The sequence below is a fragment of the Psychrobacter submarinus genome, assembly GCF_904846685.1.
GTDB classification, from domain to species: domain Bacteria; phylum Pseudomonadota; class Gammaproteobacteria; order Pseudomonadales; family Moraxellaceae; genus Psychrobacter; species Psychrobacter submarinus.
Map to the genome: position 1 here is coordinate 1187847 of NZ_CAJHBQ010000001.1, position 24231 is coordinate 1212077.

General features: G+C 44.5%; 23 protein-coding genes. 5 read left to right on the forward strand and 18 right to left on the reverse strand.

Annotation, left to right across the window (positions count from 1 at the left end; all coding sequences use genetic code 11):
- Positions 1-4 precede the first annotated feature (4 nt).
- The gene (locus tag JMY03_RS05330; protein WP_201600041.1) at positions 5-445 is read right to left on the reverse strand and encodes a transposase family protein; all 441 of its coding nucleotides are present in this window, start codon (positions 443-445) and stop codon (positions 5-7) included.
- A gap of 193 nt (positions 446-638) precedes the next feature.
- On the opposite strand from JMY03_RS05330, the gene JMY03_RS05335 reads away from it, so the two are divergent.
- Positions 639-965: a beta-lactamase hydrolase domain-containing protein gene (locus tag JMY03_RS05335; protein ID WP_201601697.1), complete on the forward strand. Its 327-nt coding sequence runs from the start codon at positions 639-641 to the stop codon at positions 963-965.
- Positions 966-1084: 119 nt separating this feature from the next.
- Entirely contained in the window at positions 1085-1417 is a 333-nt protein-coding gene (locus JMY03_RS05340) for a TIGR01244 family sulfur transferase (RefSeq protein WP_025644729.1), read from the forward strand.
- A gap of 131 nt (positions 1418-1548) precedes the next feature.
- On the opposite strand, the gene hsdR is transcribed toward JMY03_RS05340, so the two are convergent.
- From hsdR to ahpF, 9 genes are all read right to left on the reverse strand, one after another.
- A complete protein-coding gene (hsdR, locus tag JMY03_RS05345; RefSeq protein ID WP_201601699.1) occupies positions 1549-3924 on the reverse strand; it encodes an EcoAI/FtnUII family type I restriction enzme subunit R in 2376 nt (791 codons plus the stop codon).
- 98 nt (positions 3925-4022) lie between these two features.
- Complete coding sequence (locus JMY03_RS05350; RefSeq protein ID WP_201601701.1) at positions 4023-4676, reverse strand: ATP-binding protein; 654 nt, start codon at positions 4674-4676, stop codon at positions 4023-4025.
- A 195-nt stretch (positions 4677-4871) separates the two neighbouring features.
- On the reverse strand, positions 4872-5195 hold the full coding sequence (locus tag JMY03_RS05355; protein ID WP_201601703.1) for a restriction endonuclease subunit S: 324 nt from the start codon (positions 5193-5195) through the stop codon (positions 4872-4874).
- 20 nt (positions 5196-5215) lie between these two features.
- A complete protein-coding gene (locus JMY03_RS05360) occupies positions 5216-5779 on the reverse strand; it encodes a transposase (protein ID WP_201600886.1) in 564 nt (187 codons plus the stop codon).
- Entirely contained in the window at positions 5754-6059 is a 306-nt protein-coding gene (locus JMY03_RS05365; RefSeq protein WP_075103765.1) for an IS630 transposase-related protein, read from the reverse strand. The genes JMY03_RS05360 and JMY03_RS05365 overlap by 26 nt, the downstream gene beginning before the upstream one ends.
- A 61-nt stretch (positions 6060-6120) precedes the next feature.
- Entirely contained in the window at positions 6121-7005 is an 885-nt protein-coding gene (locus tag JMY03_RS05370) for a restriction endonuclease subunit S (protein ID WP_201601706.1), read from the reverse strand.
- Positions 7002-8459: a class I SAM-dependent DNA methyltransferase gene (locus JMY03_RS05375; RefSeq protein WP_201601709.1), complete on the reverse strand. Its 1458-nt coding sequence runs from the start codon at positions 8457-8459 to the stop codon at positions 7002-7004. Before JMY03_RS05375 ends, JMY03_RS05370 begins: the two co-directional genes overlap by 4 nt.
- A 291-nt stretch (positions 8460-8750) precedes the next feature.
- Positions 8751-10199 (reverse strand): alanine/glycine:cation symporter family protein, encoded by a 1449-nt coding sequence (locus JMY03_RS05380; RefSeq protein ID WP_201601712.1) that lies wholly within the window; start codon positions 10197-10199, stop codon positions 8751-8753.
- A 233-nt stretch (positions 10200-10432) separates the two neighbouring features.
- Complete coding sequence (gene ahpF, locus JMY03_RS05385; RefSeq protein ID WP_201601717.1) at positions 10433-12019, reverse strand: alkyl hydroperoxide reductase subunit F; 1587 nt, start codon at positions 12017-12019, stop codon at positions 10433-10435.
- Positions 12020-12751: 732 nt separating this feature from the next.
- Between ahpF and JMY03_RS05390 the strand changes: the two genes are divergently transcribed.
- Positions 12752-13000, forward strand: coding sequence for a YdcH family protein (locus tag JMY03_RS05390; protein ID WP_201558353.1), 249 nt, complete (start codon positions 12752-12754; stop codon positions 12998-13000).
- 284 nt (positions 13001-13284) lie between these two features.
- On the opposite strand, the gene ahpC is transcribed toward JMY03_RS05390, so the two are convergent.
- On the reverse strand, positions 13285-13851 hold the full coding sequence (gene ahpC / locus JMY03_RS05395) for an alkyl hydroperoxide reductase subunit C (RefSeq protein ID WP_201601718.1): 567 nt from the start codon (positions 13849-13851) through the stop codon (positions 13285-13287).
- Positions 13852-14226: 375 nt separating this feature from the next.
- Here ahpC and JMY03_RS05400 point away from each other — a divergent pair, with 375 nt between their 5' ends.
- Together JMY03_RS05400 and JMY03_RS05405 are read left to right on the forward strand one after the other, a co-directional pair.
- Entirely contained in the window at positions 14227-15135 is a 909-nt protein-coding gene (locus JMY03_RS05400; protein WP_201601720.1) for a hydrogen peroxide-inducible genes activator, read from the forward strand.
- Between the two features lie 6 nt (positions 15136-15141).
- Positions 15142-15801 (forward strand): HD domain-containing protein, encoded by a 660-nt coding sequence (locus JMY03_RS05405; protein WP_201601722.1) that lies wholly within the window; start codon positions 15142-15144, stop codon positions 15799-15801.
- On the opposite strand, the gene JMY03_RS05410 is transcribed toward JMY03_RS05405, so the two are convergent.
- The 7 genes from JMY03_RS05410 to JMY03_RS05440 all read right to left on the reverse strand — a co-directional run bounded on the left by JMY03_RS05410 (position 15782) and on the right by JMY03_RS05440 (position 24142).
- Positions 15782-16384 carry a methyltransferase domain-containing protein gene (locus JMY03_RS05410; RefSeq protein WP_201601724.1) on the reverse strand — a complete coding sequence of 201 codons (603 nt, stop codon included), beginning with the start codon at positions 16382-16384 and terminating at the stop codon, positions 15782-15784. The genes JMY03_RS05405 and JMY03_RS05410 overlap by 20 nt on opposite strands.
- 81 nt (positions 16385-16465) lie before the next feature.
- Complete coding sequence (locus JMY03_RS05415; RefSeq protein WP_201601726.1) at positions 16466-17149, reverse strand: M48 family metallopeptidase; 684 nt, start codon at positions 17147-17149, stop codon at positions 16466-16468.
- Between the two features lie 9 nt (positions 17150-17158).
- Positions 17159-18562, reverse strand: a complete 1404-nt coding sequence (locus JMY03_RS05420) for a DUF1513 domain-containing protein (RefSeq protein WP_201601728.1) — start codon at positions 18560-18562, stop codon at positions 17159-17161.
- A 90-nt stretch (positions 18563-18652) separates the two neighbouring features.
- Entirely contained in the window at positions 18653-19810 is a 1158-nt protein-coding gene (locus JMY03_RS05425; protein WP_201601730.1) for an imelysin family protein, read from the reverse strand.
- 30 nt (positions 19811-19840) lie between these two features.
- Positions 19841-21493, reverse strand: coding sequence for a di-heme oxidoreductase family protein (locus JMY03_RS05430; RefSeq protein WP_201601733.1), 1653 nt, complete (start codon positions 21491-21493; stop codon positions 19841-19843).
- Positions 21494-21810: 317 nt separating this feature from the next.
- Complete coding sequence (locus JMY03_RS05435) at positions 21811-23262, reverse strand: imelysin family protein (protein ID WP_390879930.1); 1452 nt, start codon at positions 23260-23262, stop codon at positions 21811-21813.
- 223 nt (positions 23263-23485) lie between these two features.
- Positions 23486-24142, reverse strand: a complete 657-nt coding sequence (locus JMY03_RS05440) for an OmpA family protein (protein ID WP_201601739.1) — start codon at positions 24140-24142, stop codon at positions 23486-23488.
- Between the last annotated feature and the right edge of the window lie 89 nt (positions 24143-24231).

Here is a 24231-nt window from a genome sequence, read left to right on the forward strand (position 1 = left end):
GCTTTTAAGGTGTGTTGTTTTTTCTTGCCGCTGTAGTAGTCGCTTTGGTTTTTTTTGGACGCTCAATAGGGGTTTCGGTGGCATCGACGATGACGACTGACCAATTGATGTCCTCATCGACACGACTAGGCAGCTTTTTAGGCAATTCAAACTTGCCAGAGTCAATCAGTGTGTCTTCTACTTTACGAATGATACGGCTAGCAGAAGACTCATGAATACCAAAGTCCATACTGATATGATAAAGCGTGCGGTATTCACGCCAATAAGTCAGGGCTAGTAGTATCTGCTCCTTAAGACTGAGCACACTTGGTCTGCCTGATTTGGTCTTAGATGCTTCATGCTCTTGCATGGCATCAAGCATCTCATAAAAGGTGGCTTTATGAATGCCAGTGTAGCGTTTAAAACCAGCGTTACTTTGTTTGAGTAGCTTATCTATGTTTGGCATGGTTCCTAGACAGTTATGAATGTTTCAGTTATTGTAAAATTCTCTGCTACTTTTGCAAGAGGTCTAATGGTGATACTTTATTGCTATTATAGTCTTATATCTTATATTGCATATTATTTGACAATACACCGTTACTTACGTTACTTACCACGTTTAGCCTTATTCAACTTTATCTAGATAACCGACTGAAATTATGACTGACAATCTTACGATTTATAAGCAAATATACCCATCGCAATGCGCGAAACTTGCCCAGCTTGGCTATCGCTCAGTCATCAATATTCGCCCTGATGATGAACATGTCAGCCAGCCGACAAGCCTTGATTTAGCAAGTGCTAGTGAGCAAGCTAATTTGGCTTATGAGTATCTGCCATTCGATGATGAGCGTCTAAGTACGCTGACCGTCGAGCAGTTCGCGCGCTTTTATCATGACTGCCCCAAGCCGATATTGATGTTTTGCGGCACGGGCGCACGCGCCAAACTCTTATACCAGAGCGCTTTGATGCAAGGTCTACTATAACCGTTACATAGCGTATCTTTTATTCTAACGCTATTCATCCTACTCTTTACCCTGCTTATTGACTATTTTATTCCTTAAACCTTTCAACCTTTAATATCGACAATAAAAAAGGAGCTCGCATGAGCCACCAAATCAGTATTACCGGTCAAATTACGCCGGACCAAGTCCCTATGATCGCCGAAAACGGCTTTAAAACCATTATCAATAACCGTCCTGATGGCGAAGAACCTAACCAACCGACCAGCGCTGATATTGAGGCCGCTGCAAAGGAGGCAGGACTGGCCTATAAAGAGATCTCGTTTGCCGGTAGTGAGCTCAATCAAAACCATGTCGAAGAGTTTGCCGACTTTTTTAATCAGGCCGAGCAGCCGATCTTAATATTCTGCCGTACTGGCAATCGCTCAACCGGCATTTATGAAGCGGCAAAGCAGATGGATTTATTAGATGATTGATAGTATTCATAAGCGCCTCACATGATAGCAATAAAAAACGCCCGTTCAGATCTGAATGGGCGTTTGCCGTTATGGTCATCTCGATATTCTAACTCAAGCAGATACAGCTAGGTTTTTAAGATATACATACGTTAACTGACTTCTCTGACTGCATAAAGGTGTTCTTGAAATTTAACAAAGGTCTCTCGAATCGACTTAATATCGCCAAGCTCTCTTTTTGCGTCGGCGATGGCTTGGTATTTGAGCTCTAATAAGTCTGGAAGCTTGGCATCATCGAGCTCACTCACCCCTTGCTCCACATACTGCTCTAACACAAAATTTAAAAAGTCCTGCTGGTTTTTGCTGTAGTCGTGCAAATAAATTTTGGCTTTATCCGCGCGCGTGACTCTAGGCACGAGATCCTTGTGATAAGCGACATAGCTTAAGACATCAAACAAATCGCTGTCTTCACCATGTATCAGGTGTTGTAAGTCTTTTAATTGAGAGTCGGTATAGCCTTTTTCACTCAAGTCGGTCAGTAGCTTGCGTCTGGTACTTGGCAGGCTCCAAATTTTACGTAGCTCATCTTCATTATGAAAAAATGCCGGTAAGTCGTCAAAGAGCTGCTCGATAAACTCTAGCGCTGATATCGGCGTGCCTGAGGGACTCCAAAACGAGGTCTTGATCATAGAGTCGATTTCGCGCGTTTTGTGATCAGACAGCGTTACTTTGATCATCTTGCGTGGCGCGATTTCACAGACGCAAGGGATATTGCCACATTCGATACATACTTCGGGTTCTGGTTTTTCACAGACGCAAGGTCGCTCGCCGCATATATTGCAGGGTCTTGGACCGCCACCTTCATCTTCAGGCTCGATAGGTTCACCGTCCCATTCAGGGTCTTTAAAGTGATCATGAGCATCGACAAAGTCGTAAATCGTAAAGTAATCTTTACCCTCAAACAAGCGCGTGCCACGACCGACGATTTGTTTGAATTCCACCATAGAGTTAACAGGGCGCATGAGGACGATGTTTCTGATCTCTGGCGCATCCACCCCTGTACTGAGCTTTTGTGAGGTGGTCAAAATAGTGGGGATGCTCTTTTCGTTATCTTGAAAGTCGCGTAGATGGCGCTCGCCGATTTTGCCATCATCAGCGGTGACTCGGTGGCAGTAGTTGGTGCTGCGACTCGTAGCATATTGATTGATCAAATCTCTGATAGCAGCAGCATGAATTTGGGTCGCACAAAAGACCAGGGTTTTTTGGTTTTGATTGATTAGACTCATAAACAGCTTGACGCGGTACTCTTCTCGCGCTTTGATTTCGATGACTCTATTGAAGTCGGCCTCAACATATTCTCGCCCCTCTTCAATATCGCCCTCTACCGTGTCATCGGAGGTATAGGTATAGTCATCAAGGGTGGTGGCGATCTCTTTGACCTTAAACGGGGTCAAAAACCCATCATTAATGCCCTCTTTTAACTTGTAGCTATAGACAGGCTCGCCAAAATAGTCATAGGTATCGGCATTGACGTCACGCTTTGGGGTAGCGGTTAGTCCGAGCTGCACGGCAGGCGAGAAGTATTCCATAATCGCGCGCCATGAGCTCTCGTCATTGGCGCCGCCGCGATGACACTCATCGATGATAATACAGTCAAAGAAGTCTGGTGGATAGTCGCCAAAGTACGGTGAGTCGTCAGGGCCGCTCATAAAGGTCTGAAAAATGGTAAAAAACACGCTGCCGTTCTTGGGGATGCGCCCTGTTTTTTTGATCTCGCTAGGTTTGATACGCACTAAGGCGTCTTCATCAAAGGCATTAAAGGCGTTAAAGGCTTGGTCGGCGAGTATGTTGCGGTCGGCCAAAAACAGGATGCGCGGGCGTCTTAAGCCATCGCGCTTTAGGTTCCATTTGGCATGAAACAGCTTCCATGCAATCTGAAAGGCGATGGCGGTTTTGCCAGTACCAGTCGCTAGAGTGAGCAAGATTCTGTCTTGCTTGGCGGCGATGGCGTCCAGCACTTTGGCAATGGCGTTTTGCTGATAGTAGCGCGGTTGCCACGTGCCGCCGCGGTCTTCGAAGGGAATGGCAAATAAGCGCTGTTGCCAGTGAGTTATCTCCAGCTGCTCAGTGTCTACAGGCGTCGGATAAGTCATCTCCCACAGCTCATCTGGCGTAGGAAATGTTAAGACATCACCCTCCACCCCTTGCTGCATATCGACGCTATAAATCTGTACGCCATTGGTGCAGTAGGTGAAGCGAATATTTAGGCGCTCAGCATAGTCTTTGGCTTGCCCGAGCCCTTGGGTGTAATAGTCGTCTCTTTTTTTGGCCTCAATCACGCCGATCTGTCGGTTTTTGTACTCCAGCACGTAGTCGGCAAATAAGGCATTGGCGCGGCGGCCTTGACCAATCAGGCGACCCTTAGTGATGGGAAACTCCAAACGCAAACGGCTGTCCTCGACCACGCCCCAGCCTGCAGCGCGTAGAGCGGGTTCGATGAGGTCATGTTTGGTCTGCGCTTCGTTCATAGTATTTCCATCAAATAGCCATCAAAAAGCAATCTCTTGCTATCACAGGGCTTAGCTACTTCAATTGTTGTATTTATCAAATAACCATCAAATAAGATTTAAGCCCAAAAAGGAATATAACTTCTATGTTTTCTTGAGTTGCTAGTAGGGTCTTCATCTTTAATTAGCTCTGCTTCGTAGGTGTCTTTAATAATTCTAGAAGCAATAGCTGCATTTTTTGCCTCAATTTTAAACCGCTCTCTTAGGCTCTCATTACTCATTTTTTCATTTGAAACATACTTTAAACAAGCATGTTGGTAACAAGCTCTTATTTTCTCTTTCTTATCTAAGTTCTTTAATCCGCGATAACTATAAAGGGTGACTGTGGTTCTATGCTCTTGTACTTTTACCTGAATAGGTGGCAATTGGTACAGCTCGTTATAAAATATGACTTTATCCAGTCCACTGCCTTTTTCTTCACAAAAACCCATTCGTCTCATAATATCAGCAATAGTGTCATTTCTTGAGATATAAGAATCGATAAACCTATCTGGAGTAATTAAAGGATCTCCAGGATTTGATATCTCTATCCTATCTTGAAAGATTTCTATCATAGGAAACCCTTTAACAGAAAAATCCTGATGAATTAATGCGTTTGCAATTAATTCTCTGATGGCAATCTCTGGGTACATACGAGAATCTTGACGTAATACCTTTCCTATCTCTTCATTTGCAGGAAGCTGACTATAGTCTATTAAAAATAAAACTGTCATCAATTCAAATGCGCTACTGGTATAAGTTTTTCTTGCGTGCTGCTATCACAGAGGCTGCGGAAAATTCACTCCAGTAGCGCTATAACACTTTTAAATTGAGTTTACTATATTAACCCATTCACTCTCATAAGGCTGTTTTACTAGTTCATCTAATAAGGCTTTTAGTTGCATTGTATTCATAAGTAAAACACTGATTTAATGAGTAGGGTTTGGCTCGTTGCAGGTCAACTTACCAGCAAAGGCTTGTTCTAACAGGGACTTTTTAAGGTCTTCGAGGTTGGTTAGTTTTTGTTGGTATTTGATAATAAGTTCTTCATTGTAATCAAGTATTTTATCTAATTTAGCAACGATTTGTTCTTGTTCTTCGATTAATTTTGGAAAGTTTATAAAAGTATCATCAAATGAATAATTATTTATTTGAGGTACATTTGCTCCATTGCTTAATTCATTTAAATCAACTGTTTTAAACCAGAAATATAAATAGTCAGAAGTTATATCTTTAGAAGGTATTAAAGCCATAGTATTTAAATCTACTATAGTCAATGCACTACAAAAGAGTTATGTTTTGGATGAATATCATAAAACAATTTAGATAAGTCATTTTCCATCCAACCTTGGCGTAAAAACTTCACTTGAGCCCACTTTTTCTCGATGGGATTTAAGTCAGGACTATAAGGAGGTAAGAATAATAGCCTGTGACCATGCCTGTTAAGCAGCTTTTGAACGCGCTTATGAAAGGCTGCATTATCCATAACGATTACACATTTTCTCTTAAGCTTTGGTATCAGCGTGAACTTGCACCAGTGATAGAAAATCTTTTTATTAATGTTGGTCTTTAAGCAATTGAGTGCAAACAGCGTTTTGCCATATAGTGCACCAATGACGTTGGTTCGATCTTTGGCTTGCCAATTGTAACTGCCAATGCAGGGGCTACCAATGGGTGCATAACCACAAGGACGCATCGTTTCACTCTCAAACCCACTTTCGTCCATATAGACAATAGCAAAGCCTTGAGCAATGTAGTGGTTAAGCTTGGCTAGATAAGTCGCTCTTTTCACAGGACAGGCTTTGGGATGCTCAAGTGTCTTTTTTTTTGCTAACACCAATACGCTTTAAGGCTTTACTGATGCCTGTTGGGCTACAATCAAAACGCTGTGCTCGCTCATAGTGATAATCGTCAGGGTGGTCTTTGACATCTTGAGCTAAGGCTTCATCCTCTATTTTGTAGGGCTTAATATATCGAGTGGTTTTACTATGAAGACGCTTTTTCCACTTCTGGATAGTCGTTGGACTGATATCATAGAAAACAGCAGCTTCAGCAAAGGTCATGCCCTCATCTAAGCTTTTTAAGACTTGTTTGCGATAATCTAGGGAGTAAGTCATGGTTATTTATTGTGGTAGTCGTTTAGTTGATTTATTTTATAACATTTTTGTGGTCAGGTGACTATATAGTAGGTTTTACAATCCTTCTTTTTTTATTCGTTGCAATAGCTCCGCCTCTCTTTGGAAATATAACAGAACCTTTTGGAATAATTTGGCTTTCATTTATATCTTTAAAATTTACATATCGACTTGAGGATACAATATCAACTTCATTTCCTGCGAGGTTCATATCACCTACTTTGGTATAAATAACCTCGCCAATGTCTTTTTCGATATCTTTTGATACAGTTTTACCACTTTTTAATATAAGTACATCCTTAACAACCTCTCTTCGCCAACCCTCACCTTTTTGACTAAATATGTCATTTAGTTTCGATTGAAACAGCTCTTTGGCATTTTCAATGTTTTTTTCGATGTTGGCTTGCGCCTGCTCTATCGCTGCAAACGCATCGTCAAGAATAGCGACGATTTGTTGTTGTTCTTCGATGGGTGGAATTGGGATTTGAACAGAACTCACTAAAGCTATATTTAAATTTCTTACAGTAGAGCCTGCAGCCAATCTATCAAATTCTTTAAAAATATAAGGTGAGCCTAACAAGTAATAAAGATAATCTTTATTGAGTAAATTATCTTCTTTCTCTTTTAAAACTAACCATCCATCATGAATACAACCTCTAGTCTTCATAATATAAGGTCTTCCAAAACTCATAGAATTAGATAGAAGAAAATCACCTTCTTCTACTAATCTTGTTTTGTGTAACCCATCTTTTGATATTTTTTGCTTAGTCTCATAAATATATTTACTTGATGCTGTTGCATCACTAATTTTTATCCAATTTAAACCATCTTCTGATTCTGTAATATATTTTTTTATTGGACGAGGTGAACCACCTCTTGCAATTTCCATTACATTGCCTAACTTTTTTAACTCCCAACCCTTTTTCATATCAACTCCTTAATCTGAGCCAATATCTCATTGGTTTCTTCGTCTAGAGCTTCCATTTCTGCCAATATTTCCTCTGGACGGCGTAGCGGTGCTTCCTCAGGCAGATTTGGGTTCTTAGGGGATAAATCTAACGTATCTTCGTCTAGCCCATTGACATTATAAGTCCAAGACTTTTCGGTCTCAGGTTTGGTTACTTGCAGCTCCAAAAACTCCGCCATGTCGGTATCATTAAGCGGATTGGTCTTGCCCATATTTCGACCCGCATCTAATTGGTAGTACCAAATATTCTTAGTCGGCTCGCCCTTAGTGAAGAACAGCACCACCGTCTTGACCCCAGCGCCGGTGAACGTGCCTGCTGGCATATCCAAGATCGTATGCAGATTACAGCTGTTTAATAAATGCTCACGCAGCGCCGCCGTAGCATTATCCGTATTACTCAAAAAGGTATTTTTTATGACGATAGCGGCGCGGCCACCGGTCTTGAGACTCTTGATAAAGTGCTGTAAGAATAAGGATGCCGTCTCACCGGTCTTGATATCGAAGTTTTGTTGCACCTCGGCGCGCTCTTTACCGCCGAATGGTGGATTGGCCAATATCACATGATGACGGTCTTTTTCTTGAATATCACGGATGCTCTCGCTCAGCGTATTGGTGTGCACTAGATTGGGCGCCTCAACGCCGTGGAGTATCATATTCATGATACCGATGACATAGGCGAGGTTCTTTTTTTCTTTACCGTATAGCGTATCTTCTTGCAGGGTTTTTAGATTGCCTGTGGTCTTATCCATGCGCTCATATAGATACTCGTAGGACTCACATAAAAACCCGCATGAGCCTGCCGCACCGTCATAGATGGTCTCGCCAATCTGCGGATCTATCACCTGTATCATGGCGCGAATAAGCGGTCTTGGTGTGTAGTACTGCCCGCCGTTACGTCCCGCGTTGCCCATGTTTTTGATTTTGGTCTCGTACAGATGGCTCAGTTCGTGCTTATCCTTTGACGCGCGAAACGGCAGCGCGTCGGCATATTCCAAAATCTCGCGCAAGATATAGCCGCTTTGGATTTTGTTTTTGAGCTCAGAGAATATCTCACCGATTTTATATTCGATGGTTTTGGGATTGTCCGCGGTTTTTTTGAACCCTGCCAGATAAGGAAACAACTCATAATCGACGAACTGCACCAAGTCCGGCCCTGTCATAGCGCTATGGTGGTCAAGCTTGCCGTCAGCGTCTTTTGGCATCGCCCAATTCGGCCAGCGGTACTTGTCCTCTAAGATAAACGAGTAGTCCTCGCCGCGCAGCTCCGCTTCGTCCGCTTTATCTTGCTCAAGCTCGTCTAAGTAGCGCAGGAACATCACCCAAGAGGTCTGACCGATGTAGTCAAGCTCGCTATCTGCGCCTGAGTCTTTGTAGAGTAGATCGTCGATGTTTTTAAAGGCTTGTTCAAAATTCATAAATCAGGGTCTTATTTTTTATTTTGCAAAAGGGATATGCGGTCAGTTGCTATCAGCACGACTATAGTTGCTTAAATGGGCGGGTAGGTCAATAGCAGCATGATATTTAATCCGTTGTATGACAGGGGCGGTTTGAGAGCGTGAATCGATTATGTGTGTTTGGCACTATGTCTCAAACACAGTTGGCTAGAAACGCATGGCGTAATGAGCTACAAAGTTTATGAAAAAAACCACCTCAAAAGAGATGGCTAATTTTTAAGAACCAATATAAAACCTACTGCATTACTCAGACTATTTCTTCTGATCCAATGCTTCTTTCACCGCCTCTTTACCCCAAGCGCTGAGGTCAATATCCAACTTCTCATACTCTTGCGCATCGAATAAAGGCTCTTTGACCCCAGCTTTTAATTGTCTTGCAAAGTCATTGAGCAAACGCTTGGCTCGCGGGAATAACATAATCAATGCCAATAAGTTGGCTAGCGCCAGTACGCCCATGAGAGGATCAGCGAAGAAGAACACAGTGGTTGCCGCTGGCGCAACTGCACCGACGAATAATATCGCAATAACCACAATGCGTAAGACCAAAGTCGCCATTTTGATATTCTTTTTGACCAAAAAGTTAATCGCATTTTCGCCCATATAATAATTATACATAATAGAGCTGAGGGCGAATAACAATAACGCTATGGTCAAGATATACTGCGACCAATCGCCAAGCTGATTACTCAATGCTTGCTGCGCCAGTACAATACCATCTACTTCAGCCCCTGGCTGATATACTCCGCTCAGTAAAATCATAAACGCCGTTGCACTACACACTACAATCGTATCAATGAACACCGATAACGACTGCGAGATACCTTGGCTCACAGGATGCGTGGCATACGCAGTGGCTGCAATATTGGGCGCAGAGCCCAAACCTGCCTCATTAGAGAAGAGGCCACGCTTCATACCTTGCTCAATCGCCACACCAATACCACCGCCCACGACAGACTCGATACCAAAAGCATTTTTTACAATCAAAACCAACAATGCCGGTAATTCTGTAAAGTTCAGCCCTATGATAATAAGCGCCATAGCGATATAGATGAGCGCCATCACCGGAATAACCACATCGGCGACTTTAGCAATACGCTGGATGCCGCCAAAGACAATAAAGCCACCTGCAATCACCAATACTACGCCCGATATCCAACGCTCAATCCCAAAGCTTTCAAGCGCAGAACCGGCAACCGTATTACCTTGGAACGCCACAAACCCAATGGAAAAAGACAATAGCAAGGAGATAGCATAAATGACCGCGAGCCAACGATAATCTTTACCCAAGCCATGTAAGATATAAGTCGCAGGACCACCGCTAAAATTCCCATCAGCATCTTTACGCTTATAGAGCTGAGCCAAACTACACTCAACAATACTGGTCATCATGCCAATCAAGGCGACGACCCACATCCAAAATACAGCACCCGGACCACCCAAAGAAATGGCCACGGCAACGCCCGCGATATTACCGCCACCGACACGTCCACCGATAGAGACCAGTAAGGCCTGACGAGCGGAAATACCCTCGTCTCCTACCTCATCCGTCTTAAATACCCTAAACATGCGCTTAAAATATCTAAATTGGGCGAACCTACCTACAATAGTAAATAATAGTCCAAAAATTATGAGCATTGGGATGAGCGCCCAACCCCATGTTAAGTCGCCAATTTGAGTAAAAAACGCTTCAATATACCCCATGGCTGCTTCCTCAAATTAAATGATGCCTCGGTAGGTTTTTTGATACTGGTATTGCATCAAAAGCATTACAGTAGAAATGCGCTCTAATACCAACAATACTACTTTTTTGAATAAAAGCTACCTTATTTTGTCGATTAAATAAACGCTTTTCTATGACAGATTAATCCTTATATAAAATCCATAAAAAAAACCACCTCAAAAGAGGTGGTTTATGTTTAAAGCTCATATATCACTTACTGCATTACCAAATATTCAAATGCACTTAAGGCGGCTTTACTACCTTCGCCCATAGCAATATTGATCTGCTTAAACGGTACAGTGGTCACGTCACCACAAGCGAAGATACCTTTGCGGTCAGTACGGCAGCGCTCATCGATTTCAATCTCGCCAAAGCGGTTTAGATCGACGAAGCCTTTGATAAAGTCCGTGTTTGGCACAAGACCAATCTGAACAAACACCCCTGCCAAATCGCGCTCATGAGTATCGCCTGTATTGCGATCTTCAAAGACGATAGAGCTGACTTTACCATCAGTGGCTTTAATCTCTTGCGTTGCCGCGTTGGTGATAAACTCGATATTGTCTTTTTCTTTGGCTTTATTAATGAGTACCTGATCGGCCTTTAGCTCGTCAGCGAACTCAAGAACCGTCACGTGTTTGACGATACCGGCCAAATCAAGCGCCGCCTCAACGCCTGAGTTACCACCGCCGATCACTGAGATGTCTTTATCTTTAAAGAAAGGACCATCACAGTGCGCGCAATATGCCACGCCTTTACCGATGTTCTCTTCTTCACCTGGGACGCCAAGCTTACGCCACTGCGCGCCAGTCGCAAGGATGATACTACGCGTCTCAAACTGCTCGCCAGTGTTCAGATGGATGCTGTAGTTTTCTTCCTCAGTCTCATCGATCTCTTTGACCGTCACGTGCTGCTTGAGGGTAATATTGTACTCTTGCAGATGCTTCTCAAAGTCTGCTGATAAGTGCGTACCTGTGGTTAGTGGCACTGAGATTAAGTTCTCGATGTCCTGCGTGTCTTTGACCTGACCACCGATACGATCAGCCACCATAGCGACTTTTAGACCCTTACGCGCGGTATAAATCGCGGCGGCAACACCAGCGGGACCGGCACCAATGATCGTGACGTCTTGCTGCTCTAGTTGCTCGCTATCATCGCCGCCCTCGCTTAGTAGATCAGGGAACTGCTCTTGTAGCTTCTCAATCAGTTTAGCGGTATCGATAAGGCCATTAGCGAACGGTTTACCGTTTAAGAATACGGCGGGCACGCCCTGAATATTATTGGCTTCGACTTGCTCTTGGAACAGTGCGCCATCGATCATCTCGTTACTGATATTATCGTTTAGTAGGGCGAACTGATTTAATGCCTGCACGACTTCTGGGCAACTGTGGCAAGATAACGATACATAAGTCTGAAACTCTAGCGGCTTATTAAAGCGCTTCACGAGCTTCTGGATACCTACGTCAAGTTTGAGCGTATGACCGCCGGCCTGCAAAATAGCTAAAATCAGTGAAGTAAATTCGTGACCGCCTGGAATACCACTAAAGACGATACCGTTATCGACAACTTCACCATCGATATGACTACGTACTGCAAAGCTGATTGGGCTTGGTAAGCTGCTATCGATATAGTCTGCTTGGTCCAGCTCAAACTTAATCTTATCCGTTGTTCCAGCGATTTTGGTCAAAAAATCAACTAGCTCAGCGCGTTTTTCGTGCTCGCCTGTACCTAGTACGAAGCTAATAGGACGAGTCATATTTTCGCTATAGCTTTTTACTGCATCTAATAAACTTTGGTCTATCATAATCAATCCTTATTTTTATAACATAAAAAATACTAAGTTCATTTGCTTAAAGTTAGGGCGTGTTGAACATTCGCAAATAGGCACTGCTGATCGCTAAAATTGTTCCAGACAAGGCACAAAGCGACGATAATGCAGATGCCTTAGCGAGATTTGTAACGCAGTATGGGGCAATTTTAGCATCAGCCCCAACGATAAAAGCAGGGGACAGGACTCTTTTTTGCCGCTTCATCGTTAAAAATAAGCGTTTAGAATGACTAAACTTATTATTTTTAACATCGAATCGCCTAAAAAATAGTCGCTGTCAGTGCCATGGTCGAATGTTCAACACGCCCTAAAGTATTGGGCTAATTCAGCTTTATTCTTAGCTGGCTAATACGCTACTACTCTTATGCCCCTAACTGTTGATAAAGCTATTATCGGACGTTTTAGGACCATGGACAAGCGGATAAAGTCAAACCATATGTTTTATAAAACAAATCATAAAAGATATATCATCTAGTAATTTAAACCTATTATTAATAAATCACCCTAGAACCCACCCTGTTATTTCGCTACAATCGAGAGAAGTGCTAAGAAAAACGACTGTTTTTAGGAGTAGTCACTCTAATAAATGCAGTGCCTTTATACCAGTAGCTCTTGGCGCTTTAGAGTCTTAAATTCATTAATGGTTTTAATCATTATGCGTGGACAGTCGTTTATAACGACTTGACGCTTACTAACAAGGATGAAAACATGAGAAAGACTGATACCCTGCAAGATAATAGAGAGATTATTGACGAGCTTAGACAAAAAGATAGCCACTTCGCGGTGATATTTGATGAGCATGCTCAGCTCGACGAGCAAATTAATAGGCTAGAAAAAGACCGCGTCACGCAAGCGAGCTGGGACGATGAGATTGAACAGATGAAACGACGAAAGCTGCAACTCAAAGATGAGATTTATAGAGTCATTGATAAAAACCAACTACAGTCACACGCTTAATGACGATTTAAAACCAATAAAAACTTTTTTAGGTTATAAAGATTTTTGGTGATAAAGAGTAGTAGATAACGATAATAAAGCCCTCATCACACTATGCTGATGAGGGCTTTGTTATCAGCATAAATAACCTAAGATAAACATTGGGTAAAATCTGGTGTCAAAGCTGTAAATGCAAGTAAAAAAAGACCCTATCAGCATCTGCTAATAGGGTCTTCATCTATAATACTGGTCAAATATAAGTAATGATCAGTGCTATAAAGTTATCTCAATAGTGTATCAACTACTTAGATTTTACCAACCAAATCTAGGCTTGGTTTTAGGGTTGCTTGACCTTGCTCCCAAGCGGCTGGACATACTTCGCCGTCGTTGTCACGAACGTACTGAGCGGCTTTTACTTTACGTACCACATCTTTTGCACTACGGCCAATACCTAGGTCATGGATTTCAGCTACTTTAATGAGGCCATCTGGATCAACGATGAAAGTACCGCGAAGCGCTGCGTTGTCTTCTTCGATCATGATGTTAAAACCACGAGTGATTTTACCAGTGCCATCACCCAACATTGGGAAAGTGACTTTGCCAATCGCTTCTGAAGAGTCGTGCCATGCTTTGTGCACGAAATGCGTGTCAGTTGATACTGAGTACACTTCTACGCCTAAGTCTTTTAGCTCTTGATAATGGCTTGCCATGTCTTCAAGCTCAGTTGGGCAAACAAACGTGAAGTCATGTGGATAAAACATGAATACAGCCCAATTGCCTTTGACGTCGTCTGAGGTGATAGTTTTGAACTCACCATTTACAAACGCTTCGGTTGAAAACTCTGGGATTTCTTGATTAATAATAGCGGCCATGAGTGGCTCCTTTTTGTGAAGTTTATGGTTACAAGATAATGATAGTTAATCGATGATTTCTATGTAGGAGCTAAAGTCATAAAGCGACCTACATTATAGTATCATGTAAGCGACTGCTAATAATTAATTGTTCAATTAATATTGCTGCCGGCTTTACCTATCTGGGTTACAAGACAAACTATACGCGAATTTCATGGTTAATCCAGTTAAAAGTTTTTAATTTGATGTTTTGTTTTATTAATCTTGTTAAACTATTCTATCCGCTGTTATTTGTAAAATAATGATACGTAAAGCGGCTATATCTATCGGTTTGTGAGCGATAAGATAAACCAATACTTCCGAAGAATTTTATCTAAATGGTATTAGAGAGTCCCTATGATTACTTTACGTCAACTCGAGTTTGCCTTGGCCGTTGCCAAGCATCGTCACTTCAAGCGCGCCGCCGAAGAGTGCAATATTTCACAGTCTGCGCTGAGTCTCGGTATCGCAGAGCTAGAAAAGCAGCTCGATACGCAAATATTTGAGCGTAATAACAAGCAAGTGCTGATTACCCCTATCGGGCAAGATATCTTGACACGCGCCCAGCGTATATTTTCTGAGGTCAATGATCTTACGACTCGCGCTCATAGTCATCAAGCGCCGCTAGCTTATCCGATGACGGTTGGCATCATTCCGACCATTGCGCCGTATCTATTGCCTAAAGTCTTACCCGCTCTTCGCGCGCATCATCCTGAATTTCGCATGACGATCGTTGAGCAGCAAACCGAGCGCTTGCTCGAACAAGTGCGCTATGGTCATATCGATACCGCTATTATTGCACTGCCTTATGCGGTCGATGGACTACACAGCTTCGAGTTTTGGTCAGAGAACTTTTTTGCGGTATTCCCCAATGATGATGTACACGCCAAGCTTGATAGCATTAGCTCAGATGAGCTAGCGACCGCGAATCTGATGCTATTGGGCGAGGGTCACTGCTTAACTGATCAGACCTTATCCGTCTGTCATTTCGATCGCGCTGAGATGAAATCAAGTTTTTCTGATGCCAGTCTAAACACCCTAATTCAGATGGCGCTAGCGAATATGGGTACAACGCTGGTCCCTGAAATGGCGCTCGATCAGCTGCATCTACATAACCAAAACGCGGTCGCTGTGCCACTTGCCGAGGCCGGACCGCATCGTCACATTGCCTTTGTCACGCGTCTAAACTACGCTCGTGTCGATGACGTAAATCTACTGGGTAATGTGTTTAAACAAGCATTAGAAGAAGCGGCCAATAAGAGCTAAGCAAATATGACCGACCTCTTGCAAACCAGCTCTCGTCTTAGTCAATGCTTTGAGAAGCATCTACTATCGGCCACAAATAGCGATATTAAGCCTGCGCAAGCTCATGCGCTTTGGCAGGATATCGCCAATCGTTACAATGAGTCTACTCGCGCTTATCATACGCTCACACATTTGCAGCAGCTTTTTTGTCAGTTTGAGCAGATTGACCATAAGCTACAGCAGCCGGCTATTATTGCCTTAGCATTGTTTTATCATGACGTGATTTATGCGCCGATACGTAATGATAATGAGCTAAAAAGCGCTGAGTATGCAGTGCAAGTCTTAGATAAATATTTGACCTCTAAACAGGTTAAACGTATTTACGATCTAATAATGATGACTGCAGATCATCAGCTTACTGACCATGCCGACCTTGACGCCGCCTATTTGCTCGATATGGATTTATCTGTTTTAGGCGCAAGTTGGCCTGAGTATGAAGAATATGCTAAATCGGTGCGACAAGAGTATGCTCATGTTGTAAAAGTGGCGTATCGAGTAGGACGCACGCAAGTATTAAAGGGCTTGCTCGCCCATCCGAGACTGTATTTAACGGACTATTACTATCAGCGCTTAGAAGCTCAAGCGCGTAAGAATATCAGGCGGGAGCTTACTTTACTTGCAGCTTGATAAATAGCTCACTGCCTTGGCGCGCAGAGTGAGAGTTATAGCAAGGCTCCATGATTTCAATAGAAAAATGCGACTCAAAGCGCTGCTTATACTCTTCGACGTCACCGCCAAACGGTGGATGAGTATGGCCAAAACCCCTATCAAATAGCAACCCTACTAGCTTACCTTTTGGCTTTAATAAACCGGCCATCTGCTGTACATATTCGTCACGGCGCTGCGGGTTTATCGCACAAAAAAACGTCTGCTCAAGCGCCCAGTCAAACTGATAGCGCTCAGGTGATAATTCAAAAAAGTCGGCGCAAACTAAGTGCTCAGATGGAAAGTTAGGATAACGTCTAGCAAAGTCGGCAATCGGCGCAGGCGCAAAGTCTAATAACGTGACGTTAGTAAATCCTTGCTCATAAAGATAACCGACTTCATAAGCATTGCCCGCGCCCGGCACTAAGATAGCATCATGCTTTGCCGACTCAGGTAATTGGTCGATATAGGCTTTGAGCGGCGGTGATACCTGTCTCATATCCCAACCGATACTGTCGGTTTCGTAGCGCTGCTGCCAAAACTTGGATTGATTAACGTTATCCATAACCTAGCCTTTTTCTAAAACACATGAGACAAACAAAACAAAGATTTCGATAATTAGGGCGTGTTGAACATTCAACACGCCCTAATCTAACGTCCCGTCTTTACCTGCTAATGTATCATGCCACTGTTTATATTCCGGCATCGCTGTGGCTACCGTTTGCCAAAACTCACGGCTGTGATTAGCATGATGTAGATGACATAACTCATGGACAATGACGTACTCGCAGCACTCTATAGGATAAGCAGGCAAGTATACTGATAGCCAAATACGGCGTGCGCGCGTATTGCAACTGCCCCAACGCGTGTGCATTTTTTTAATACGCGTCTCTGCCGCTTCTGCCCCAACTATTGGCTGCCACTTCTCAAACAACGCTGGCATAACTTGTAAAAGCTGCTGACGATAAAGCGCGATTTTTTTATCGTGACTGAGTATAAAGTCCTGCTGCTCGCCCCATAACCATAAAGGTTCAGCGAGTTTAGGTAAACCAGCTTGGGATTGTCGCTGCTGTTTACGTTGGTAATTTTCTAGCACTTGCGGATGGTGCGCTAATGCCCACGCGACACGCTTATCGATAAACTGCGCCATTTGTATGGTGCTTACATATCCTGGCACAGAGACGGTTAAGAGATTGGGTTTTAGCCGAAAGTTGATGTTTTTAACGCGTTTTTTACTGATTTGCAGCTCAATATTAGCTGCCGCCAAACGCTCGATAGCGCTTTGCAATAAAGGCGTCCTATGTTTATCAATGAGGTTTTGGCTAGGCACGGAGCACTCTCATAAAAGTGCCTGCAAATGATTGTCAAAAGACATTTTGTGCGTCACGCTATCAGTAATGATAGCAGTGCGATCAGGGGTCAGTAAAGTCGTTATCTGCCCTTGCCCATCGCTGACAATAAAACCGCCTTGCTCGCCTACGCGCACTGACGCGCCTGCACAATCAGGCAAGGGCACTGAGTCTATCAGCTGGCGGGTGGTTAAGTCATAAATAGCCGCGCAGCCGCCGATAGGCGTGGTCACACAGAGTAGATTACGCTCGCTGTCAACCGCGACGCTAGCGATATACTGATGAAAGCGCTGCCACTCATCATTAGGCATGGTGAGCGGCTCGAATTCAGCATCGCCGAGCTGATGCGTCAGTACCAAGGGCACATTAATATGCCGCTCGCCTTGAAACTGCACCCCTATCATCACTGTGCCGTCATTATGTATAGCCAGATGACGAATACTCATCTGATTATGCTCAGGGGTGATTTGCTCTAGGAGCTTGCCTGTATGACGATTGAGATAAACCAAAGACGGCTGCATGCTGTCTAGATTTAGCTCCTCGCGCGAGGCCTGCTCGGTTTTGATACCGCCATTAGCGACGATTAAAGTCTCGCCATCAGGATGCATAATCAGCTCATGCGGACCGATACCATGTGAGTCAAATTCGCCCGTTTTTTGATAGCCATTAGCAGCGTTATAAATGCCTATTTTACCCTCTAAGCTGACCGTATCGTTTTCGGTAATATACAGCTGGGCGCCATCCGAACTATAGCAAGCATGACCATAAAAGTGCCGATCGGTAGCGGCTTTGATAGTGTGTTTGACTTGCCCCTTTGCGGTATCTAGCACCCAAAAGCCTTCACTAGGACGGCGACCCATGACGACCACATCGCGCGATTGGGTGTTTTTGGTAGCCATAGGCTGCACCACGATATCGTGCACGCGCTCAGGCATAGTGGTTTGCCAGACGAGTTGCCGATCAGCGTCGATACCGACAACGCCAAAGTCATGATCATTGTCATTGTGCGTGTTTTTGCTATTAGCCAAGCTTACGCTTTTAGGCATTGCTGCCACTCCGCTCACCCAGCAGACTGGGCGCGGTAACATAGTGGTGGTATGACGTTCAGCTAGCGCATTTGCCTTATCCTCAATAATTACCGCTTGCGCGCTATTAACAGGATAATTTTGATAAGCCAACTTTGCTTGCTGATAAGCGTACTGTAGGCGCGGTAGTGGTGCTGATGAATGCATTTTAGCGCTGATGCCAATCACATAGTCTTGCAAACGCGCTTCTGGCTGTCGCTGCTTACGATAATAATGATGCACGCCAACTATCGCCGCTGTCGCAGTCACAGTCGCGGATAGAGTTCTCAAAAAGTCATTAGAAGCCGGATTTGACGTTTTATTTTGCATTACTATTTCTCGTAGTTTTGTAGTCAGCTATCATAAGTCTTTGACTCATTATTTATAAAACGATAAACCCTTAGCTTAACCACCAACATTCTAGTCTCCGTCGGTGCTATTGAAACCAACACGTATGCCAAGCGTAGGAATCAGTTGGCGTTTGATGACTCGGGTAATCTCTGCCATCTGCTCAAGCAACTGCTGCTGATCGGCCTTGTCCGCTTGGGTTATGTCCTCAGGCATTTGCGCGAGCAAAGTCGTGGTCTGCGCCAAGGAAGTCGATAGATTATTACCGACGACGCTCTCTTTTTTACTATTCAAGATGGCGCTGAGTACCGGATCTGTCAGCGCTTTGTTTAAGGTTGCAAGCTTCGCATTAATGATCGCGCGGCTTTGCCCTGCTGTAGCTGCTGGCACGTGACCTTTGGCGGTACCTGTGAGGCCTAAGGGCTGATCAATAGCGCTCGACTTGGTGGTCTCAATCATGGATAGCAACGAGTTAAACCACTGATTGAGGCCTTGATCGCTATTGGCAGTTTTATCGATAGCGAGTAGCTGGACGGCATCACTACGCCAATTATTTTCGATCGCTGTTAGACGATCCGCCAAAGCGCTACTGGCACCAATGACATAAGCGCACTGCGCGGCATCTAAGCTATCATTGGCATACAAGACCTCCTCTAAACCCGGCACACCTTGGACAATAGCGCTTTCATCAGCGAGCTGCGCTTTGGTCAAATTTGGATTGGCCGCTATTAGCTCAGCGACGCCGTCATGCACCAGACCGCGCTCATCAGGGTAATAGTTAATATATAGATTGCTCATGCTCTCAGTTGCGGGGCCAAAGTTAATCATCTCGGCACTGGCCCATGCTTGCGCTAATACGAGCCATTGATTGCGCAGCTCTTGTAGCTCAATACCACTGACAGGCGCTTGCTGGCAGTGTTTTTTCGCTAACTTATGCAAGCTTGCACTGTGTTGAGCGGCGTCCGCGTAAGTGGGAATGATCAGATCATCGGCGACATGAGTGAGGTAGGTTTCTTCGGTCTCCGCGCTAATCTCTACAGGGGTAATGTCAGCTGAAGCGCTAGCAGCTGCACCGGTTGTCTCTGTTGCCGCGCTATTTTCTTCGACCACTTTTGGGCGGTCGTTGTCAGTGGCGGGCTTGTCATCGGCAGGTTTGACGCAGCTGATAAGTATGCCTGCACTCAATGCCGATAATGCCATCACTAATAAAGGATTGGTGTTACTTTTCATATTTTTCTCGGTATATTTAGACTGTACTGACTATAACGACTTTAAAAAAGCGTTAAGCTCAGCTCGGCCTTGTTTATCAAGTTTTAGCACTGTTTGTTGTTGACTCTGCGCTTCGCCGCCATGCCAGAGCACCGCTTCCATCAGCGTGCGCGCCCGTCCATCATGCAAAAACGTCGCTTGCGGATCGACCGTTTGCGCAAGGCCTATGCCCCAGAGCGCAGGCGTGCGCCACTGATAAGAGTTGGCTAGGAACTCAACTTGCGCATCCTTTGGCGGCAATGCGCCGGCGATCGTTCGATCGGCAAGATCATCGCCCATGTCATGCAAGAGCAAATCGGTATAAGGATAAATCACTTGTCCATGCTGCTCAAGATGATCATCGTCCGTTTTTGGTAGCTCATATCTGGGCGTATGACAACTTTGACAGCCGATCTCATAAAAGCGTTTTTTACCCGCTAGTACTAGCTCACTATCAGCATCACGGCGATGCGGCACAGCTAAGTTGCGAGTATAAAACTCCACAAATCTGGCAACCTCATCGCTGACTTCGACAGGCGACTTGCCATCCCCTTGATCATCAGCGCCAGTGGTTGCGTTAAGACAAGCGGTTTGTAACGGCGTGCAAGACTCATTAGGACGAATCCTTGAGGTCAGCCCCATGTCTTCATTAAAGGCGCTCTGATTTTGGGTTAAGAGCTTCGTTTGCCCCGCTTTCCAGCCAAAGCGGCCCAGTGCCGTTTTGCCCGTTTGTGGATCCATAACCCAATTAAAGGTACCGCGAATACCATCGTTATTTCTATCCTCACTATCGGCTTGTTTTTTGATATCGGCATCAGGGATTTGCTCAAGCAAGCCAAGCCCTATCATCGGCAAAGCTACCCTTGGTGACACCATAAGCTCATCATCAAAATCACCGTAGCCTGGATGGGTCAATTCAAAAGTTGGCGCACGTAGCGTTTCGATATGACCATCAGTAAAGGTTACTGGTTTATCCGTCCAAGTCACGGTGACTTGCGCCTCAGCCGGCACGCCTTGAATACCGCGATCTTGCAGCTGACCGCCGTACATCGGATGCACAATTTTTTCGATTAAGGAGTTACCCAGCTGCTGGCGCTCTTCATCCGTTGTCGCTGGCATAGCGAGACGAATCAATAAGCTATCGGCATCATCTTCGCTAGTCATCGGCGCGTGACCACGGCCATCTTTGACATGGCAGGACTGACAAGCGGCGACGTTGAATAACGCGCCAAGACCATCGCGGCTATCGGTGCTAGCGGGCGCGACCACCCAAGGCTGCTTAAAAAAAGCATTCCCAATAAAAAAGTCGCCTTTACGCGAGGCCGTCAAGTTAGAAGACGGTTTTGAGTAGCTCTCGCTACTGGTAATGGTGATACCAGTGTCGCCGCCCTGCTTAATCTCTTGTGGATCAAAAGTCGCCAAAGTCTGCATCGGCACGCCTGCCAACTGCTCTATGGTTTGCGTGCGCTCGGCAGATAGCGCTGAGTCTGATATGGTCTCTTTTTCTAAAACAGTCTCTTCGTCCGAGATATTTTCTGCTGGCTGGCAAGCTACTAAGGCCAGTACTGATAGGCTTAGCGTTATATTTAATACCTTATTGAATGGTGCAGACTTGAGCTTCACTAGTTTAGATACTGGTGTTGAGGCTGATGAGATGACACTCATAAAGTGACCTTATTTCCTAATGGGTTATTCGTAGGAAGGGTTGTGGCATAAGATACTGAATACAAAACGCTTTTTAAGCAGGGATATATCTAAATAAAAACACGTTGCCAAACTCAGTTGACAACGTGCCTGTTGTATCAACGCCTAGATAGCGCTACCAATAGCTTTATCATGAAACCATGTCAGTATAGCAAAATCAAGCGCTTACCAAAATTGCTCTTATCAATACATACTGACTTAGCAAATATGCTGCAGAGTTTTGATTCTAAGTTTTGATTCTAAGTTTTGATGCTAAGCTTTGATAATAAGTTTTGATGCTAAAACTGCGAGCCTGCATCAGCATCTAAGTTATCAATACCGACCGCTTTGGCCGCGCTCTCGATACCAGCGGTCAGCTCTTGTAAGCTATTGATACTATTTTCGATCCAACTGCGGCGCTTGTTTTGCTCTTCAGCGGTGATGCCTTGCTTTGCTGCTTGACCGACGGTCGCTATCATCTGATCGACTTTAATGCCTTCGTTTTCGCCTTTTTCAACGACCACATTAAAGGCATCCTCTACGCGTTTAAAGTCAGCAGTGAGCTTATCAGCTTCGGCCGTGTGACCTTTATCAACGAGATACTGTTTGACACCATAGCCGCCCACTGATTTACCATCGACGGTTTTGTAAGTACCATTAAACACATTTTGGATACCGCGCGCATTATTAGCATAACTTAGATGAGTCAAGTCACTAAAGCACTCATGCTCATCTTCAGTCGAGCCGGTGACAAAGGCCACTTGCATACGCTCAGAGGCCAGCTCACCTAAGGCAAGGCTGCCCATCTGATACATGATCTGACGCAGTGCATTATCACCGCGGCGCTCAAGTAAGTCACTACGTAAAGTATTTTCGCTCGCAGGCTGCCACTCGGCTTCCATCGCGCTCAAATCATCGACTAATAATTGAGTTGCCGCTTTTAGATACTCACCACGGCGCTCACATATACTCGCATCGGTATTAACCGTATCACCGCTAGTACATTCGCCCTCAGTAGTCAGATAGTCGCTAACAGGACGATTGCCTGCGCCTTCAGAGACGCCATTAGTATCTTGACCCCAAAGCAGAAACTCAATGGCATGATAGCCCGTCGTCACATTGGCTTCGCTACCGCCAATCTCGCTCATTTCAGCCAATAGATCAGGGCTAATTGTACTGGTATCTTGCTGAATACTGCCGACTGCAATGCTATCGCTATTGATAATATTATCTTGGCTATTGTACTCGCCTTGATAATCATCGCTGACGTAATCAATGAGCGCCTCATCAAGTGGCCAAGCATTGACTTGCCCTTCCCAGCCGTCGACGCTAGCTATTTCACGCTCATCATTTGCGCTGACAAAACCTTCCTCAAAGCGGAAGATTTCAGTCTGCGAATACGGCTGACGCGCTGCTTTATATGCCGCTTTTGCTGCCTCAAGATTCGCCTCAGTAGGCGCCTCGACATACGTGTTGACGGCGTTTTGTAAGTCTTTTGCGGTCTCAAGCGAGTCTTTATAAGCGGCGTGCGCCATATCTGCATAGCTGACTAGTAGCCTATCAATTCCCGCTTGCTCTGCTGCTGACCCTGCATTGGTAGTCTCAGTTTGCGTGGTTTGTGTCTCAGCCGCCACCCCGTCCTCATCGGTCTGCTTGGTACAGCCTGATAGCAGCAATAAACCCGCTAGAGCCGCTGCTAAAGTCGTGGGCAGAATTCTACGGTTCGGCGCGGTATTGATAGTCATGGGCATCCTTAGTAAGACCTTATATATAAAATAGTAGTGTTTGCGAATTATATTGTTATTGATAACTATTATCAACTATAAATTAAGCCGATTTTAATTCACTTTTACGCAGCTTTTATATCAAATTTATGTCCGTTAGAAGCTTTTTTTAAACAAAAAAAAGCCAGCGTAAGCTGACTTTTAATTATTGATTTGACGATATAAACCAGTTATAACCTTATGTTATGGCTTAGTTGACACTCTGTGGAGAGTTGATAGTTAACTCAACACGGCGGTTTTGCTGACGGCCATAGTCTGTGTCGTTATTAGCGATTGGACGCGATTCACCGTAAGCGACGACATTAATACGGTTAGAGGCTACACCGCGAGCGCTCAAATAGTTCGCTACTGAATAAGCGCGATCTCTTGACAGACCCATGTTATAAGAAGCAGCACCGCGACTATCAGTGTGACCAGCGATATTTACCGTTGTTTGATTGTACTGATTCATAGTAGAAGCCAGCTTATCAAGCGTAGGCTTGAATGAAGGGCTTAAGGTCGCATCATCAAAACCGAAAGTAATATTGCCTGGCATGACTAGATCAATGTCACCTGTCGTTGGGTTCTGCTCAACAGTAACGCCAGTGCCTGCCATTTGCTGCTCAAGCTGCTTGGCCTGACGCTCCATGTAATAGCCCACGCCTGCGCCTAGTGCTGCACCGATAGCAGCATCGCGACCTGTCTTTTCGCCGCCTGTTGCTTTAGAGATTACCGCGCCGCCTGCTGCACCTGCTAGAGTACCTAAAGCAGTTTTATTTAGACGCTGCTGTCCGGTGTTTGGATCAGTAGTACAGCCGCTTAAAGCTAGACCTGATGCTACTGCTGCAATCATAAGTTGGTTACGCATAATTATTTCCTCTCAAATTGAATGAATAGTTATAATGTATATAGTATCACTTAAAAATGTTGCTACTTTATTTTGATAATCAGTGACTT

Excerpts from the sequence above, each read along its gene's own strand:
- JMY03_RS05410 (WP_201601724.1), bottom strand. The coding sequence starts at position 16,384 with ATGGATAACGTTAATCAATCCAAGTTTTGGCAGCAGCGCTACGAAACC.
- ahpF (WP_201601717.1), bottom strand. The coding sequence starts at position 12,019 with ATGATAGACCAAAGTTTATTAGATGCAGTAAAAAGCTATAGCGAAAAT.
- JMY03_RS05405 (WP_201601722.1), top strand. The coding sequence starts at position 15,142 with ATGACCGACCTCTTGCAAACCAGCTCTCGTCTTAGTCAATGCTTTGAG.
- JMY03_RS05355 (WP_201601703.1), bottom strand. The coding sequence starts at position 5,195 with ATGGCTTTAATACCTTCTAAAGATATAACTTCTGACTATTTATATTTC.
- JMY03_RS05425 (WP_201601730.1), bottom strand. The coding sequence starts at position 19,810 with ATGAAAAGTAACACCAATCCTTTATTAGTGATGGCATTATCGGCATTG.
- JMY03_RS05435 (WP_390879930.1), bottom strand. The coding sequence starts at position 23,262 with ATGCCCATGACTATCAATACCGCGCCGAACCGTAGAATTCTGCCCACG.
- JMY03_RS05430 (WP_201601733.1), bottom strand. The coding sequence starts at position 21,493 with ATGAGTGTCATCTCATCAGCCTCAACACCAGTATCTAAACTAGTGAAG.
- JMY03_RS05340 (WP_025644729.1), top strand. The coding sequence starts at position 1,085 with ATGAGCCACCAAATCAGTATTACCGGTCAAATTACGCCGGACCAAGTC.
- JMY03_RS05380 (WP_201601712.1), bottom strand. The coding sequence starts at position 10,199 with ATGGGGTATATTGAAGCGTTTTTTACTCAAATTGGCGACTTAACATGG.
- ahpC (WP_201601718.1), bottom strand. The coding sequence starts at position 13,851 with ATGGCCGCTATTATTAATCAAGAAATCCCAGAGTTTTCAACCGAAGCG.
- JMY03_RS05440 (WP_201601739.1), bottom strand. The coding sequence starts at position 24,142 with ATGCGTAACCAACTTATGATTGCAGCAGTAGCATCAGGTCTAGCTTTA.
- JMY03_RS05370 (WP_201601706.1), bottom strand. The coding sequence starts at position 7,005 with ATGAAAAAGGGTTGGGAGTTAAAAAAGTTAGGCAATGTAATGGAAATT.
- hsdR (WP_201601699.1), bottom strand. The coding sequence starts at position 3,924 with ATGAACGAAGCGCAGACCAAACATGACCTCATCGAACCCGCTCTACGC.
- JMY03_RS05335 (WP_201601697.1), top strand. The coding sequence starts at position 639 with ATGACTGACAATCTTACGATTTATAAGCAAATATACCCATCGCAATGC.
- JMY03_RS05375 (WP_201601709.1), bottom strand. The coding sequence starts at position 8,459 with ATGAATTTTGAACAAGCCTTTAAAAACATCGACGATCTACTCTACAAA.
- JMY03_RS05350 (WP_201601701.1), bottom strand. The coding sequence starts at position 4,676 with ATGACAGTTTTATTTTTAATAGACTATAGTCAGCTTCCTGCAAATGAA.
- JMY03_RS05390 (WP_201558353.1), top strand. The coding sequence starts at position 12,752 with ATGAGAAAGACTGATACCCTGCAAGATAATAGAGAGATTATTGACGAG.
- JMY03_RS05330 (WP_201600041.1), bottom strand. The coding sequence starts at position 445 with ATGCCAAACATAGATAAGCTACTCAAACAAAGTAACGCTGGTTTTAAA.
- JMY03_RS05365 (WP_075103765.1), bottom strand. The coding sequence starts at position 6,059 with ATGACTTACTCCCTAGATTATCGCAAACAAGTCTTAAAAAGCTTAGAT.
- JMY03_RS05400 (WP_201601720.1), top strand. The coding sequence starts at position 14,227 with ATGATTACTTTACGTCAACTCGAGTTTGCCTTGGCCGTTGCCAAGCAT.
- JMY03_RS05420 (WP_201601728.1), bottom strand. The coding sequence starts at position 18,562 with ATGCAAAATAAAACGTCAAATCCGGCTTCTAATGACTTTTTGAGAACT.